At 71.9% G+C, this 15596-nt stretch carries 12 protein-coding genes; 10 read left to right on the forward strand and 2 right to left on the reverse strand.

Annotated features, from left to right (window positions below; translation table 11 throughout):
• Positions 1 to 77: 77 nt before the first annotated feature.
• The 4 genes from LO772_RS25045 to LO772_RS25060 all read left to right on the forward strand — a co-directional run bounded on the left by LO772_RS25045 (position 78) and on the right by LO772_RS25060 (position 4759).
• Positions 78 to 650, forward strand: coding sequence for a TerD family protein (locus LO772_RS25045; RefSeq protein ID WP_231774286.1), 573 nt, complete (start codon positions 78 to 80; stop codon positions 648 to 650).
• 103 nt (positions 651 to 753) lie between these two features.
• Positions 754 to 2568: a TerD family protein gene (locus LO772_RS25050; protein WP_231774287.1), complete on the forward strand. Its 1815-nt coding sequence runs from the start codon at positions 754 to 756 to the stop codon at positions 2566 to 2568.
• 257 nt (positions 2569 to 2825) lie between these two features.
• Entirely contained in the window at positions 2826 to 3521 is a 696-nt protein-coding gene (locus LO772_RS25055; RefSeq protein WP_231774288.1) for a 3'-5' exonuclease, read from the forward strand.
• 242 nt (positions 3522 to 3763) lie between these two features.
• Positions 3764 to 4759 carry a TerC family protein gene (locus LO772_RS25060; RefSeq protein WP_231774289.1) on the forward strand — a complete coding sequence of 332 codons (996 nt, stop codon included), beginning with the start codon at positions 3764 to 3766 and terminating at the stop codon, positions 4757 to 4759.
• 90 nt (positions 4760 to 4849) lie between these two features.
• Here the strand turns inward: LO772_RS25060 and LO772_RS25065 are convergent, their stop codons facing one another.
• Both LO772_RS25065 and LO772_RS25070 read right to left on the reverse strand, forming a co-directional pair.
• On the reverse strand, positions 4850 to 5509 hold the full coding sequence (locus LO772_RS25065) for an MBL fold metallo-hydrolase (protein ID WP_231774290.1): 660 nt from the start codon (positions 5507 to 5509) through the stop codon (positions 4850 to 4852).
• A 26-nt stretch (positions 5510 to 5535) separates the two neighbouring features.
• Positions 5536 to 6270, reverse strand: a complete 735-nt coding sequence (locus LO772_RS25070) for a maleylpyruvate isomerase family mycothiol-dependent enzyme (RefSeq protein WP_231774291.1) — start codon at positions 6268 to 6270, stop codon at positions 5536 to 5538.
• Between the two features lie 462 nt (positions 6271 to 6732).
• Between LO772_RS25070 and uvrA the strand changes: the two genes are divergently transcribed.
• The 6 genes from uvrA to whiA all read left to right on the forward strand — a co-directional run bounded on the left by uvrA (position 6733) and on the right by whiA (position 15474).
• Complete coding sequence (gene uvrA, locus LO772_RS25075; protein WP_231774292.1) at positions 6733 to 9579, forward strand: excinuclease ABC subunit UvrA; 2847 nt, start codon at positions 6733 to 6735, stop codon at positions 9577 to 9579.
• A gap of 307 nt (positions 9580 to 9886) precedes the next feature.
• Positions 9887 to 10330 carry a Rieske (2Fe-2S) protein gene (locus LO772_RS25080; protein WP_231774293.1) on the forward strand — a complete coding sequence of 148 codons (444 nt, stop codon included), beginning with the start codon at positions 9887 to 9889 and terminating at the stop codon, positions 10328 to 10330.
• A 73-nt stretch (positions 10331 to 10403) separates the two neighbouring features.
• Positions 10404 to 12437 carry an excinuclease ABC subunit UvrC gene (gene uvrC / locus LO772_RS25085; protein ID WP_231774294.1) on the forward strand — a complete coding sequence of 678 codons (2034 nt, stop codon included), beginning with the start codon at positions 10404 to 10406 and terminating at the stop codon, positions 12435 to 12437.
• A 163-nt stretch (positions 12438 to 12600) separates the two neighbouring features.
• Positions 12601 to 13500, forward strand: coding sequence for an RNase adapter RapZ (gene rapZ, locus LO772_RS25090; RefSeq protein WP_269453248.1), 900 nt, complete (start codon positions 12601 to 12603; stop codon positions 13498 to 13500).
• Between the two features lie 4 nt (positions 13501 to 13504).
• The gene (locus tag LO772_RS25095) at positions 13505 to 14503 is read left to right on the forward strand and encodes a gluconeogenesis factor YvcK family protein (RefSeq protein ID WP_443089313.1); all 999 of its coding nucleotides are present in this window, start codon (positions 13505 to 13507) and stop codon (positions 14501 to 14503) included.
• The gene (gene whiA / locus LO772_RS25100) at positions 14494 to 15474 is read left to right on the forward strand and encodes a DNA-binding protein WhiA (RefSeq protein ID WP_231774296.1); all 981 of its coding nucleotides are present in this window, start codon (positions 14494 to 14496) and stop codon (positions 15472 to 15474) included. The genes LO772_RS25095 and whiA overlap by 10 nt, the downstream gene beginning before the upstream one ends.
• The last annotated feature ends 122 nt before the right edge of the window (positions 15475 to 15596 follow it).

Below are 15596 nucleotides of genomic sequence, written 5' to 3' on the forward strand. Positions count from 1 at the left end.
CGGGAGATCCGACAGGGCACTACGCTGCGGGCGCGAGGCCGCGTGCCGCGGAAAGCTTTGTGAGGGGAGACATCACAGTGTCCGTCAACATGGTCAAGGGTCAGCGCCTGTCGCTCGAAAAGCAGGGTGGCGGCCAGCTGACCCTGGTCCGGATGGGCCTGGGCTGGGACGCGATCAAGAAGAAGGGTTTGTTCGGGAGCCGGGAGCGCGACATCGACCTGGACGCGTCGTGTGTCCTGTTCGCGGACCAGCAGCCGGTGGACGCCGTCTACTTCGGTCACCTGGTGAGCGACGACGGCTCGATCCGGCACACCGGTGACAACCTCACCGGTGCCGGCGACGGCGACGACGAGTCGATCATCGTCGACCTGACCCGGGTCCCCGTGCACGTGACGCAGATCATCTTCACGGTCAACTCGTTCCAGGGCCAGACCTTCCAGGAGATCGAGAACGCGTTCTGCCGGATCGTCGACGAGACCAACGGCCAGGAGCTCGCCCGCTACACCCTCTCCGGGGGTGGCGCGCACAACGCGCAGGTCATGGCGAAGCTCTACCGTCACGGCGACGGCTGGAAGATGAGCGCGATCGGTGAGGCGGCCAACGGCCGCACCTTCACCGAGCTGATGCCGGCCCTGGCCGCGCACCTGTAAGTCAGCTGCAGACCAAGGCGGGCCGGGGCCACACGGTCACAACGACCGGCGGCCCCGGCCCGTGCCGTTCCGTCCCTCGGGGGGCGGGGAGGGGACCGCACCAATGACCACCGAACTCGTCCGGGGCCAGAACCTGCCGTTGCCCCAACCGCAGGCAGCGGTCGAGGTGACCGCGCAATGCCCGGTCGAACTCGTCGCCGTGCTGCTCGACGCGAACCTCAAGGTGCGCGACGACGCCGACGTGGTGCAGCGCGACGGCACCGCGATCGCCGGTGTCGCGGTGCGCCCCCTCGGCGTCGACGTGGACCTGTCCGCGCTGTCCGAGCAGGTCGACCGCGTGATCATCGCGGCGACGCTGGAAGGCAGCGGTGTCGACCGCTTCGGCGCGGTCGTGCCGCCCGTCGTGCGGGTCGACTCGGGGGGCGCCGCCGTCGCGTCGTTCCCGATCACCGACCTCGGCACCGAGCGCGCGATCCAGACCGTCGAGCTGTACCGCCGGCAGGGCGCGTGGAAGGTGCGCGCGCTCGGGCAGGGCTACGAGGGCGGCCTCGACGCGCTGCTGCGCGATGTCGGCGTCGAGCTGCGCGCACCGATCGTGGACCGCGTACGCACCCTCGTCGCGGGCCCCGCCGCGCCCGTGCACTCCGCGGCGAGCACCGCGCGCCCCGCGGTGCCGGACGCCGCGCCGGTCACCGAACCGGTCGCGCCGGTCGCCGGATTCCCGACCGCGACCGTGCCGGGGCAGGTCTCGGCGCCGCGGGTCACCCCGGGGATGAGCGACGCGCAGCGCGAGGCGGCGCTGCGCGAGGCGCGCCGCGAGGTCGAGCGGCTGTACGAGCAGGTGTGGGGCATCTTCGAGGACGCCGCCCGTTCCGCCGCGTCGTACCGCTCGTCCGTCGGGTTCGCCGACAACCGCCTCGACCAGGACCTCGCGGAGGTGTTGAACGATCCCGCCGCGCGCACCTCCCCGGCCGGTCTGGCGCTGCAGGACACCGCCCGCGCCAAGCACCGCGAGCTGGTCGAGCGGGCCCGCGCCGGCCTGGACCGGGACAGCAACCAACTCGCCGCCGAGGTGGCCCAGTTGGAGCCGAAGCTGCCGCCGGAGATGGCGCGCTGGGACTCTCCGGCGTGGGCCGCCTGGCGGGCCGCGGACGAGACGGCCCTCGCGATCCGCCTGGGCGACCTGCACCTCCCGGAGACCCCGCAGCTGCGGATCCCGATGGTGCTGCGCCTGCCGATGGAGCGCGGCCTGTGGATCGACAGCGGCGCGTCCGGCCTGGACGACGAGGCCTCCGTGGCGGGCGAGGCGGTGCGGGCGCGTGCCACCGAGCTGGCGGTGACCCTCGCGGCGCGCATGCTCGCGGCGTTCCCGGTCGGCGACCTCAAGCTGCACGTGGTCGACCCCGAGGGCAAGGGCGCCGCGGCGGGGCCGTTCGCCCCGCTGGCGGCCAGCGGTCTGCTCGTCGGCCCGGCGGCGACCACGGCCCCGGAGGTCGCGACGCTCCTGGCCAAGCTGATGGACCGCGTCGAGCTGGCCCGCATGGCGATCGAGAGCGGTGCGACGGACGCGCTGCCCGACCACATCGACTTCAGCCGCCAGTTGCTCGTCGTGCACGGGTTCCCGTACGCGTTCGACGACCGCACGGTCACGCAGCTGCGCCACCTCGTCGAGGAGGGGCCCCGCGTCGGCGTGCACGTGATGGTCGTCGGTTCCCGTGCCGATGCCGGGTCGTTCGGCCCGCTGCTCGACCCGCTGTGGCGGGCGATGCTGCGCCTCACCCCGATCCCCGAGGACCACATCGCGGACCCCTGGGTCAACCACGCGTGGACGTACACCCCGGACCTGCCGTCGGACGGTACGGGCGTCACGCAGACCCTGCTGTCCTGGGTCGCCTCCAGCGCGGCGGGGGGCCGCTGACGGCGACGCTCCACCCGAGGACGTGAGTGCTCCGGGGCCGAACGCGTGACCGCGTCCGGCCCCGGACGCGTGTCCGGGCACGGCGCACCGAGGGCCGAGGCGGTGGCGACGCGCCGCCTCGGAGCCCCGTGAACCGCCGTACCCGAGCGCTCTTTTCGTTGATCCGCCGCGTCTCGGTCGTGTTGCGGCCGAGGCGACGTGCCCCCGCCACTAGGGTTGTACGTCGCCTTGGCCGCCAACACCACGGAGTACTCAGCGTGTTCTCGTATGCAGGCGTTCCGGAACCCCGTGGCGAGATGGGTTTCGGCGGCGAACGGTCGGTCGCGGTCGAGGAGTTGGAGTTCGCCGTCGTCGACCTGGAGACGACCGGCTTCTCTCCGGGGCGCGGTGACCGCATCGTCGAGGTCGGCGTGGTGCGGATGGCGGGAGACGGCCGCGTGCTGCGCGAATGGACGACGCTGCTCGACCCCGGGCGGGGCGTCGGGGCGACGCGTGTGCACCGGATCACCGCCGCGGACGTCGCCGGCGCGCCGCGATTCGCCGATGTCGCGGGGGAGTTGGCCGGGCTGCTCACCGGGGCGGTCGTGGTCGCGCACCACGCGGCGTTCGAACAGCGTTTCCTGGAGGCGGAGTTCGCCGGAGCGGGAGTCGCGTTGCCGGTGGTTCCGGCGCTGTGCACGATGCGGCTCGCCAAGACGGTGCGTCTCGACGTCGCCGACCACAAGCTCGGGACGTGCTGTGCGTACTTCGGCCTGGACTTCCCCGACGCCCACGCGGCGCTCGCCGACGCCCGGGTGACCGCGCGACTGCTGCCGCTGCTGCTCGGCACGGCGGGGGTGCGGGCGCTGCGGCTGTCCGTCCCCGTCGGCGAGGCGCCCGCACATGCCGCTTACCCGGCGTTCCGGGGCATGTTGCGCCCGAGGCGGGGTTTCGAGCCCGTCAACGTCCGGTGAAACGGACCACAACACCATGAGAAGGTAAAGAACCGCTTGGCGTTTGCTTTACCTTCTGTCATCCTGGACGCATCGGAGGGGAGTATTCCCCCACGGTACGGTCGTCAGTACGACATATGCCGCCACGCCCCATGGCCGAGTGACGCGGTATATGTCCGGCCTACCGGTCCGGGCCGCGCGCAGCCGTCCGGGCGGAAGAGACCTCCGGCATCGACGCAACCGCCACGTCTGCCGGAGGCAAAGTGGATGTTTCCCTGACCACCTGGCTCGTGACGATCGTGGTCCTGCTCGCCCTCGTGGGCGTGGACCTGGTCGTCAACCGCAAGCCGCACGAGGTGACCCTGAAAGAGGCCTCGCTCTGGGGCATCGCCTGGGTGATGCTCGCCGTCCTCTTCGGCGTCGGCCTCTGGCTCTTCTCGGACGCGCAGTACGCCGGCGAGTTCTTCGCGGGCTTCATCACCGAGAAGTCGCTGAGTGTCGACAACCTGTTCGTCTTCGTCCTGATCATGGGCAAGTTCGCGGTGCCCACCCAGTACCAGCAGCGCGTCCTGCTGATCGGCATCGTGCTCGCGCTCGTCCTGCGCGGCGTCTTCATCGGACTCGGCGCCGCGGCCGTCGCCGCCTTCTCGTGGGTCTTCTTCATCTTCGGCGCGTTCCTCATCTGGACCGCGTGGAAGCTGGTCAAGGAGGCGCAGTCCGACGAGGAGGAGGAGTTCGAGGAGAACGCGCTCCTGCGCTGGGTCGAGAAGGTCACCCCGACCACCAAGGACTACCGGGGCACGAAGCTGCTGGTGAAGGAGGGCGGCAAGCGCCTGGTCACGCCGATGCTGATCGTCATGATCGCCGTCGGCACCACGGACGTGCTGTTCGCGCTCGACTCGATCCCGGCGATCTTCGGCCTCACCCAGGAGCCGTACATCGTCTTCACCGCCAACGCCTTCGCGCTGATGGGCCTGCGGCAGCTCTACTTCCTCATCGGCGGGCTGCTGAAGAAACTGGTGTACCTGTCGTACGGCCTGTCGGTCATCCTCGGATTCATCGGCGTCAAGCTCGTGTTCGAGGCCCTGCACGGACAAGGCGTGCACGTCCCCGAGATCGGCATCCCGGTCTCGCTGGGCTTCATCGTGGTGACACTCGCGGTGACGACGGTGCTCAGCCTGCGCAAGTCGAAGCGGGACGCCGAAGCGGAGAAGGCGGCCGAGACGGGATCCGAGCCCGAGGAGATCGCGGCGCCGTAGCACGCGCCGCGCCGCCGCCGATCCCGCCGGGCCCCGGGGTTCCGACCATCGGAACCCCGGGGCCCGGTACGCCGCGTGCGGCGGGGAGGTTCACCAGCCGCGTTCGCGCCACACGCCCAGCTGCGGGCGCTCCGCGCCGAGCGTCGTGTCGTTGCCGTGGCCCGGGTACACCCACGTCTCGTCCGGCAGCCGCCCGAAGATCTTCTCCTCGACACCCGCGAGAAGCGTACGGAAGGCCTCGTCGTCGCCGAACGTGTTGCCGACCCCGCCCGGGAACAGGCAGTCGCCGGTGAACAGGTGCGGGTGGCCCTGCGGATCGTCGTACACCAGCGCGATGCTGCCGGGTGTGTGCCCGGCCAGGTGGATCGCGGACAGCTCGACATCGCCCACGGTGACCGTGTCGCCGTCGGCGAGCAGCCGGTCGGTCGGCACCGGGACGCCGTCCGCGTCGAAGCGCCCGGCCAGCGTCGTCGCCCCCGTGCGGGCGACGACCTCCTCCAGCGCCTGCCAGTGGTCCGCGTGCCGGTGGGTGGTCAGCACCTGGCCGAGGCCGTCGGAGCCGATGAGGGTGAGCAGTGTCTGCGCGTCGTTCGCCGCGTCGATGAGCAACTGCTCGCCGGTCGCGCGGCAGCGCAGCAGGTAGCAGTCGTTGTCCATGGCCCCGACCGCGACCTTCGTGATGATCAGATGGGGCAGTTCGCGGACCGCCGGGGGCCCGCCGACCTTGACCGAGCCGTGATACGTCGTCATGCCCCCATCCTCCCGCCGCGCGCGTGTCACATCCAGGCGGGCAGCGGGGGCAGCGCACCGGGCGGATCCATCACGAGGCCGTCGCCGCCGGTGCGCCCGATCAGCCACGCGAGCAGCGTGCGCCGCCGCCCCGAGACCGTCGCCAGCGGCTGCTGCTCCTCGGGGCCGATGGTCAGCCGCCGCCCCGAGTCCTCGTCGTGCAACAGCAGCGCGACCGTGTCCGGCCGGCCGCGGAACGACGCCGCCGCCTCGAACAGTTCGCGGGTGGCGAAATCGCCCGGCCAGTGTGCGGGCGTCCACCCGGCATAGAGGTCGACGTGGTGGATGTACAGCTCGCGGATGCGCCGGTACGGCAGCTGCACCGCGGCGAACTCGCGCCCGTCCGGCCCCGCGACCTTCGCGCCCCACGCCGCGGCCGACATCGACCCGAGCGCGTCCTCCAGGCGTGCGGACGCGGTGCGCAGGTCCGCGAGGATCTCCTCCGGCGGCCGGTGCGCGCCCGCCTCGATGGCCGCGTCGCGGGCGGCGCCCGACGCGTACATCGGCGTGGGGACGCCGGTGTCGGCCCAGCGCACGAGGTTGCCCAGCCCGTCGGCGTTGCGGGCGAGGTGGGTCAGCACGTGCGCCCGTGACCAGCCGGGCAGCAGCGAGGCGCCGGCCATCCGGTCGGGGGTCAGCCGTTCCGCGCTGTCCAGGACCTGCTGCGTGGCGGCGGCCACTTCGTCCACGAGTGCGGCGGGGTCGAACCCGTCCGTGGTCACGTGTTCCCTCCCGGGGGTCGTGCGGTCGGCATCGGACGACCGTATCTGCTGGGGCGGTGGTGAGGCGACCCATTCCGGCCGGATGGAGATCAGAAGGACGTGACGATGTCGAGAACGGCGGGATTACGAAACGGTCCCACCTGCGGGTGAATCGGCGGGCACAGTGGCCTCGGGACCGCCACATTCGAATGCATGTGCGATAGCCTGGCGTCCTTGCCGCGGAACACCGCGACCCTCACGCCGGAACGCTGCGCCTTGCCGCCGCGGAACAACGTGGGGTCCGGAGCCGCTTACGATTGCCGGGGGACATCGTTCGGGGTCCGTCCGTCCACGGCCGATCTCGCTCCCGCCCGCACCGCGCCCGCCGGGCCCGCCGGCTCCCCGGGCGCAGCGCGAGCGGGGCCAAGTCCAGTGCGCTCACACCAGAGCCGTCCAGAGCTGTCGAAGGGTCTCGATTCTCCAGTGGCCGACCGTCTCATCGTCCGCGGCGCGCGCGAGCACAACCTCAAGGACGTCTCCCTCGACCTCCCGCGCGACGCCCTCATCGTCTTCACCGGCCTGTCCGGTTCCGGAAAGTCCTCGCTGGCGTTCGACACGATCTTCGCCGAGGGCCAGCGCCGCTACGTCGAGTCGCTGTCGTCGTACGCGCGCCAGTTCCTCGGCCAGATGGACAAGCCCGACGTCGACTTCATCGAGGGCCTGTCCCCGGCGGTGTCGATCGACCAGAAATCGACCAACCGCAACCCGCGCTCGACCGTCGGCACCATCACCGAGGTCTACGACTACCTGCGCCTGCTCTTCGCCCGCATCGGCCACCCGCACTGCCCGCAGTGCGGTCGCCCGATCGCCCGGCAGAGCCCCCAGCAGATCGTCGACCGCGTCCTCGAATTCGACGAGGGCACCCGGTTCCAGGTGCTCGCCCCGGTCGTGCGCGAGCGCAAGGGCGAGTTCGTCGACCTGTTCGCCCAGCTCCAGTCGCAGGGGTACGCGCGCGCCCGCGTCGACGGCACGGTGGTCCAGCTCGCCGATCCGCCCAAGCTCAAGAAGCAGGAGAAGCACACGATCGAGGTGGTCGTCGACCGCCTCGCGGTCAAGCCGTCCGCCAAGCGCCGCCTGACCGACTCGGTGGAGACCGCCCTGCGCCTCGGCAACGGCATGGTCGTGCTCGACTTCGTCGACCTGCCCGAGGACGACGAGCAGCGCGAGCGGATGTACTCCGAGCACCTGTACTGCCCGTACGACGACCTGTCGTTCGAAGAGCTGGAACCACGCTCGTTCTCGTTCAACTCGCCCTTCGGCGCGTGCCCGGACTGCACCGGCATCGGCACGCGCATGGAGGTCGACGCCGAGCTGGTGGTGCCCGACCCGGAGAAGACCCTGGAGGAGGGCGCGCTCGCGCCGTGGGCGAGCGGCCACACCAGCGACTACTTCGGCCGCCTGATCGAGGCCTTGTCCGAGGCCCTCAACTTCCGCACCGACGTGCCGTGGAACGGCCTGCCGCAGCGGGCCCGCAACGCGCTGCTCAACGGCCACAAGACGCAGATCGAGGTGCGCTACACCAACAGGTACGGCCGCGAGCGCGCGTACACCACCGCGTTCGAGGGCGCGATCCCGTTCATCGTCCGCCGGCACGCGGAGGCCGAGTCCGACAGCAGCCGCGAGCGCTTCGAGGGCTACATGCGGCAGGTGCCCTGCCCGACCTGCCAGGGCACGCGCCTCAAGCCGATCGTGCTCGCGGTCACCGTCGCCGGGAAGTCCATCGCGGACGTCTCGGCGATGTCGATCAGCGACTGCGCCGAATTCCTCGGCGCGATCCGCCTGACCGCGCGCGAGAAGAAGATCGCCGAGCGCGTCCTCAAGGAGGTCAACGAGCGGCTGAGGTTCCTCGTCGACGTCGGCCTCGACTACCTCTCGCTCAACCGCGCGGCCGGCACGCTCTCCGGCGGCGAGGCCCAGCGCATCCGGCTCGCGACGCAGATCGGCTCCGGCCTCGTCGGCGTCCTGTACGTCCTGGACGAGCCGTCCATCGGCCTGCACCAGCGCGACAACCACCGGCTCATCGAAACGCTCGTCCGCCTGCGCGACATGGGCAACACCCTCATCGTCGTCGAGCACGACGAGGACACCATCCGCGTCGCGGACTGGGTCGTCGACATCGGCCCCGGCGCCGGCGAGCACGGCGGGCGCGTCGTGCACTCGGGCCCGTACGCCGGGCTCCTGACCAACAAGGAGTCGCAGACCGGCGCCTACCTGTCGCGCCGCAAGGAGATCGCGACACCGGACGAGCGCCGCGTCCCCGACAAGAAGCGCCGCCTGGTCGTGCACGGCGCCCGCGAGAACAACCTGCGCGACGTCACCGTCGGATTCCCGCTCGGCACGTTCACTGCGATCACCGGCGTCTCCGGATCCGGCAAGTCGACCCTGGTCAACGACATCCTCTACACCCACCTCGCGCGCGAGTTGAACGGCGCACGCTCGGTCCCCGGCCGGCACACCCGCATCACCGGCACCGACCTGGTGGACAAGGTCGTGCACGTGGACCAGGGCCCGATCGGCCGCACGCCCCGGTCCAACCCGGCCACCTACACCGGCGTCTTCGACCACGTGCGCAAGCTGTTCGCCGAGACGCAGGAGGCCAAGGTCCGCGGCTACCTGCCCGGCCGGTTCTCGTTCAACGTCAAGGGCGGTCGCTGCGAGAACTGCGCGGGCGACGGCACCATCAAGATCGAGATGAACTTCCTGCCGGACGTGTACGTCCCGTGCGAGGTCTGCCACGGCGCGCGCTACAACCGCGAGACGCTCGAAGTCCACTTCAAGGGCCGCAACATCGCCGAGGTCCTGGACATGCCGATCGAGGAGGCCACCGAGTTCTTCGAGGCGGTCCCCGCGATCGCCCGCCACCTGCGGACGCTCAACGACGTCGGCCTCGGGTACGTCCGCCTCGGCCAGCCGGCCACGACGCTCTCGGGCGGCGAGGCGCAGCGCGTCAAGCTCGCCTCCGAACTCCAGCGCCGGTCCACCGGGCGCACCGTCTACGTCCTCGACGAGCCCACCACGGGCCTGCACTTCGAGGACATCCGGCGGCTGCTCGGCGTCCTGACCTCGCTCGTCGACAAGGGCAACACCGTCCTGGTCATCGAGCACAACCTCGACGTCATCAAGACCGCGGACTGGATCGTCGACCTCGGCCCGGAAGGCGGCAGCGGCGGCGGCCTGGTGCTCGCCGAGGGCAGCCCGGAGGACATCGCCGGCGTCGCGGAGAGCCACACCGGCAAATTCCTCCGCGAGATCCTCGCCGACCGGCTGTGACGGCCGGGCACGTCGTGCCGGCCGCCCCGACGGGATCCGCGGGCCCGTCGGGGACCACCGGGCGGCCGGCGACCGTACCGGCCGGGGCCGTCCCGCCCGCTCCCCGACGCCACCGCGCGTGCCGGGGAGGCCACGCGGCGGCGGCGGGCGGCGTCCCGAGCCCGCCGCGCGCCCAAGCCGGGCACACCGCGCCCCCGAGGCGACCCCGGCCCGACCGCCGTCCCCGGACCCGCGCGGGCGATCCGCCCTTCGCCCGGTGGGATCATGGGGTGGTCAGGGCCCCGACCCGTTACGGAGACACACACCGATGACCCCCACGACGCCCAACGCACCCGACCGCCGGACCGTGCTGCGCGGCGCAGCCGCCGTCGGCGCGGTGGGAGCGGTGGCCGTGCCGCTCGCCGCGTGCACCACCGAGAACTCCGGAGCCAAGGCCGCCGGGCCGCGCGCCGGCGACGCGGGGCCGGTCACCGTCGGCAAGGTGCCCGACATCTCGGTCGGCGCCGGAAAGGTGTTCGGGGAGTCGCGGGTCGTCGTCACCCGGCCCGAGGCGAGCGTCTACAAGGCGTTCGACGCGCGCTGCCCGCACCAGGGCTGCCTGGTCGGCGAGGTCGAGCAGGGCGTCGTCAAATGCAACTGCCACGGCAGCCAGTTCGACGTCAACGACGGCTCCGTGGTGCGCGGCCCGGCCAACAGCGGGCTGCCCGAACTGCCGCTGAAGGTCGTCGACGGGGACATCGTCGTCGGCTGACGCGTTATTCCTCCATACCCCCGACACCGGGGCCGGCCCGGCCCCGGTCCGCGACGAAGACCTGAGGTTGCACATGGCCGACCCGGCAACGTACCGCCCCAAACCGGGCGAGATCCCGACCGGCCCCGGGGTCTACCGGTTCCGGGACACGCACGGCCGGGTGGTCTACGTCGGCAAGGCCAAGAACCTCCGCCAGCGCCTGTCGTCCTACTTCCAGGACCTCGCGGGCCTGCACCCGCGCACCCAGACGATGGTGACCACCGCGTCGTCGGTCGAGTGGACCCTCGTCGGCACCGAGGTCGAGGCGCTGCAGCTGGAGTACTCCTGGATCAAGGAGTACGACCCGCGCTTCAACGTCAAGTACCGCGACGACAAGAGCTATCCGAGCCTCGCGGTCACCCTCGGCGACGAGTTCCCGCGCGTGCAGGTCATGCGCGGCGCCAAGAAGAAGGGGGTGCGCTACTTCGGGCCGTACGGGCACGCCTGGGCGATCCGCGAGACCGTCGACCTGCTGCTGCGCGTCTTCCCCGTCCGCACCTGCAGCAACGGCGTGTTCAAGGCCGCCCGGCAGGCCGGGCGTCCGTGCCTCCTCGGCTACATCGACAAGTGCGCGGCCCCCTGCGTCGGCCGCGTCACCGCCGAGGAACACCACGAACTCGCCGAGGAATTCTGCGACTTCATGGCCGGCCAGACCGGCCCGTACCTGCGCCGCCTGGAACGCGCGATGAAGCAGGCCGCGGCCGACATGGAGTACGAGAAAGCCGCCCGGCTCCGGGACGACATCGGCGCCCTGACCCGCGCGATGGAGAAGAACGCCATCGTCCTCGGCGACGGCACCGACGCCGACGTCATCGCGCTCGCCGACGACGAACTGGAAGCCGCCTTCCAGATCTTCCACGTCCGCGGCGGCCGGGTCCGCGGCCAGCGCGGCTGGGTCGTCGACAAGGTCGAGGACGTCACCCCCGCCGACCTGGTCGAGCACTTCCTCCAGCAGATCTACGGCGACCAGCGCGGCGACGCCGTGCCGCGCGAAGTCCTCGTGCCCGCGCTGCCGTCCGAGCCCGACGCCATCACCGAATGGCTCTGCTCGCTGCGCGGCTCCCGCGTCGACCTGCGCGTCCCGCAGCGCGGCGACAAGAAGGCCCTCCAGGAGACCGTCCTGCGCAACGCGCAGCAGGCCCTCGTCCTGCACAAGACCCGCCGCGCCGGCGACCTCACCACTCGCTCGCTCGCGCTGCAGGAGATCGCCGACGCCCTCGGCATGGACACCGCGCCGCTGCGCATCGAATGCTTCGACATCTCGCACCTGCAGGGCACCGGCGTCGTCGCGTCGATGGTCGTCTTCGAGGACGGCCTGCCCCGCAAGAGCGAGTACCGGCACTTCGCGATCAAGTCGTTCGAGGGCCAGGACGACGTCCGCGCGATGCACGAGGTCCTCACCCGGCGCTTCCGGCACTACCTGGCCGAGCGCGTGGGGACGGGCGAGCCCGAGCTGGCCGGCATCGACGCCTCCGAGACACCGGAGGGCAGCGGCCCGATCGACCCGGAGACCGGCAAACCGAAGCGGTTCGCGTACCCCCCGCAACTCGTCGTCGTCGACGGCGGCCAACCCCAGGTGGCCGCCGCCGCGCGCGCCCTCGGCGACCTGGGCATCGACGACGTCGCGGTGTGCGGCCTGGCCAAGAAGCTCGAAGAGGTCTGGCTGCCCGGCGACGACGACCCGGTCGTCCTGCCGCGCAGCAGCGAAGCGCTCTACCTCATGCAGCGCGTCCGCGACGAGGCGCACCGCTTCGCGATCACGTACCACCGCAAGAAGCGGTCGAAGGCCATGACCGCCAGCGCGCTCGACTCCGTGCCCGGGCTGGGCGAGACCCGGCGCAAGGCGCTCCTCGACCACTTCGGCTCGCTGCGCAGGCTCAAGGCCGCGACCGTCGAGCAGGTCATGGAGGTCCCGGGCATAGGCCGGCGCACCGCGGAGAACGTCCTCGGGGCGCTCGCCGCCGCGCCGCCCAAGATCGCCGTCAACACCGCGACCGGAGAGATCGTCGAGGACACTCCGGATGAGATCGTGGGGGCGGACCGTTCAGATGAGGAAGAGCACGGGTGAGGGTGCCGCGGCCCGCCGCGGCGGGACACGTTCGGCATCCGCGGGGGAGCCGCGGATGCGGGAGCAGGAGGAACCATGACCACGCAAAGCGCGCCCCCAGTGGGTCGTCGCAGAGGGGGACGTCGTGAGTGACGCGGCCCACGAGACCGACACCGGAGCATCCGTGCCGCAGACCGGCGCGAACTCCGCCGAATCCGTCCACGGCATTCCCGAACTCGTCATCATCTCCGGCATGTCCGGCGCCGGACGCTCCACCGCCGCCAAAGGCCTCGAAGACCTCGGCTGGTTCGTCGTCGACAACCTGCCCCCGTCCCTCATCCCGGCGATGGTCGACCTCGGTGCCCGCACCCAGGGCGCCGTCGCCCGCATCGCCGTGGTCGTCGACGTGCGCGGACGCACGTTCTTCGACGACCTGCGCGAAGCCCTCGCCCAACTGGAGAGCGCCGCCGTGGTCCGGCGCATCGTGTTCCTCGAAGCGGCCGACGACGCCCTCGTCCGGCGCTTCGAGAACGTCCGACGCCCCCACCCGCTGCAGGGCGACGGCCGCATCGTCGACGGCATCGACGCCGAACGCGCCCTGCTGCGCGAACTGCGCGGCGAGGCCGACCTGGTCATCGACACCACAAACCTCAACGTGCACGAGCTGCGCGCCAAGATGGACGCGCAGTTCGCCGGCACCAGCGAGCCCCGGCTCAAGGCCACCGTGATGTCGTTCGGCTTCAAATACGGCCTGCCCGTCGACGCCGACCTCGTAGTCGACTGCCGGTTCCTGCCCAACCCCCACTGGATCCCCGAACTGCGCCCCTTCACCGGCACCGACGAACCCGTCGCGCGGTACGTCTTCGACCAGCCGGGAGCCAAGGAGTTCCTGGACGGCTACACCGACCTGCTGCGCATCATCACGGAGGGCTACCGCCGCGAGGGCAAGCGCTACCTCACCCTCGCGGTCGGCTGCACCGGCGGCAAGCACCGCAGCGTCGCGATGGCCGAGCGCCTGGCCAAGCGCATCCAGGAGAGCGGCGTGGAAGCCGTGGTCGTGCACCGCGACAAGGGACGCGAGTGATGCCTTGGTGACCAACGGCTACGAGTACGCCCGGCACACCGGCCCCAAGGTCGTCGCCCTGGGCGGCGGCCACGGCCTGTTCGCGTCCCTGTCCGCGCTGCGCCGGCTGACGGACGACCTGACCGCGGTGGTCACCGTCGCCGACGACGGCGGGTCGAGCGGCCGTCTGCGCCGCGACCTGGGCGTCCTGCCCCCGGGCGATCTCCGCATGGCGCTCGCGGCGCTGTGCGGGGACGACGAGTGGGGCAACACCTGGAGCCGGGTGATCCAGCACCGCTTCCGCTGCGAGGGCGACCTCAACGGCCACGCCGTCGGCAACCTGCTGATCGTGGCGCTGTGGGAGCTGCTGGACGACGACCCGGTGCAGGCGCTGCAGTGGATGGGCCGCCTGCTGGGCGCCCACGGCAGCGTCCTGCCGATGTCCGCCGTGCCGCTCGACATCCAGGCGGACGTCCGGGGCCACGACCGGGCCGCGCCCGACGTCGTCTCGACGGTCCGGGGCCAGCACGCGCTGGCCAAGACGCCGGGCGAGGTGATCGGCATACGGCTGCTGCCGCAGGACCCGCCGGCCGTGCCCGAGGCGGTCGCCGCGGTCCGCGACGCCGACTGGATCGTGCTCGGCCCCGGCTCGTGGTTCACCAGTGTGCTGCCGCACCTGCTGGTGCCCGAGCTGGCCGCGGCGCTGGTGGAGACCAAGGCCCGCAAGGTCCTCGCGCTCAACCTGGCGCCGCAGCCGGGGGAGACCTCGGGCTTCTCGCCGCAGCGCCACCTGGAGGTCCTCGCGGCCCACGCCCCCGAGCTGGGCTTCGACCTGGTGCTGGGGGACAGCGACGTGGTCGACGACGTCGACGGCCTCGCCCGGGCCGCCGCCGCCCTCGGCGGCCAGGTGCTGCTGGCCCCGGTCGCGGTCGGCGACGGGACCCCGCGACACGATCCGGGGCGCCTGGCCGCCGCCTACGGCCGGATCTTCGTCGATCGTGAAAGGATCGCGCCATGGCGATGACGGCAGCAGTGAAAGACGAGCTCAGTCGGCTCCCGGTGACGCGGTCGTGCTGTCGCAAGGCGGAGGTCTCGGCCCTTCTGCGGTTCGCCGGCGGACTGCACCTGGTGAGCGGGCGGATCGTCGTCGAAGCGGAGTTGGACACCGGTGCCGCGGCGCGGCGCGTGCGCAAGGACATCCTGGAGGTGTACGGCCACCAGTCCGATCTCGTGGTCGTGGCACCCGGCGGCCTGCGGCGCAGCAGCCGGTATGTCGTCCGCGTGGCCAAGGACGGCGACCAACTGGCCCGCCAGACGGGCCTGCTGGACGCGCGCGGCCGTCCGGTCCGCGGCCTGCCCCCGCAGGTGGTGTCCGGGGCGACCTGCGACGCCGAGGCGGCCTGGCGCGGTGCGTTCCTCGCGCACGGCTCGCTGACCGAGCCCGGGCGCTCGTCGGCGCTGGAGGTGACCTGCCCCGGTTCCGAGGCGGCGCTCGCGCTGGTCGGCGCGGCGCGGCGGCTCGGCATCTCGGCCAAGGCGCGCGAGGTGCGCGGTGTCGACCGCGTGGTGGTCCGCGACGGCGACGCGATCGGCGCGCTGCTCACCCGGCTCGGAGCGCACGAGAGCGTGCTGGCGTGGGAGGAGCGGCGCATGCGCCGCGAGGTCCGGGCGACGGCGAACCGGCTGGCGAACTTCGACGACGCGAATTTGCGGCGGTCCGCGCGGGCCGCGGTGGCCGCCGGGGCCCGCGTGCAGCGCGCGCTGGAGATCCTCGGCGAGGAGGTGCCCGAGCACCTGGCCGCGGCGGGGCGCCTGCGGCTGGAGCACAAGCAGGCGTCGCTGGAGGAGTTGGGCGGCCTGGCCGATCCGCCGCTGACCAAGGACGCGGTGGCGGGCCGGATCCGGCGGCTGCTGGCGATGGCCGACAAGCGCGCCGGCGACCTGGGCCTGCCGGGGACGGACGCCAATCTCACCGCCGAGATGCTGGTGCCGTGATCCGGCGGTCCGCGCGACCGGGATAAACGCGCTGGAACAGCCGACCGGGGAGACATACGTTTCTCCGGTCGGCTTTCGTATGCCGTCTTCCTGCCGTCGCGTCCCTCGGGAGTGGACACATC

The organism is Yinghuangia sp. ASG 101, from assembly GCF_021165735.1.
In the GTDB taxonomy this organism is placed as follows: Bacteria; Actinomycetota; Actinomycetes; order Streptomycetales; family Streptomycetaceae; genus Yinghuangia.

Bases quoted from the DNA above. Each gene is read 5' to 3' on its own strand.
- LO772_RS25050 (WP_231774287.1), top strand. From the start codon at position 754: ATGACCACCGAACTCGTCCGGGGCCAGAACCTGCCGTTGCCCCAACCG.
- LO772_RS25065 (WP_231774290.1), bottom strand. From the start codon at position 5,509: ATGACGACGTATCACGGCTCGGTCAAGGTCGGCGGGCCCCCGGCGGTC.
- LO772_RS25080 (WP_231774293.1), top strand. From the start codon at position 9,887: ATGACCCCCACGACGCCCAACGCACCCGACCGCCGGACCGTGCTGCGC.
- uvrC (WP_231774294.1), top strand. From the start codon at position 10,404: ATGGCCGACCCGGCAACGTACCGCCCCAAACCGGGCGAGATCCCGACC.
- whiA (WP_231774296.1), top strand. From the start codon at position 14,494: ATGGCGATGACGGCAGCAGTGAAAGACGAGCTCAGTCGGCTCCCGGTG.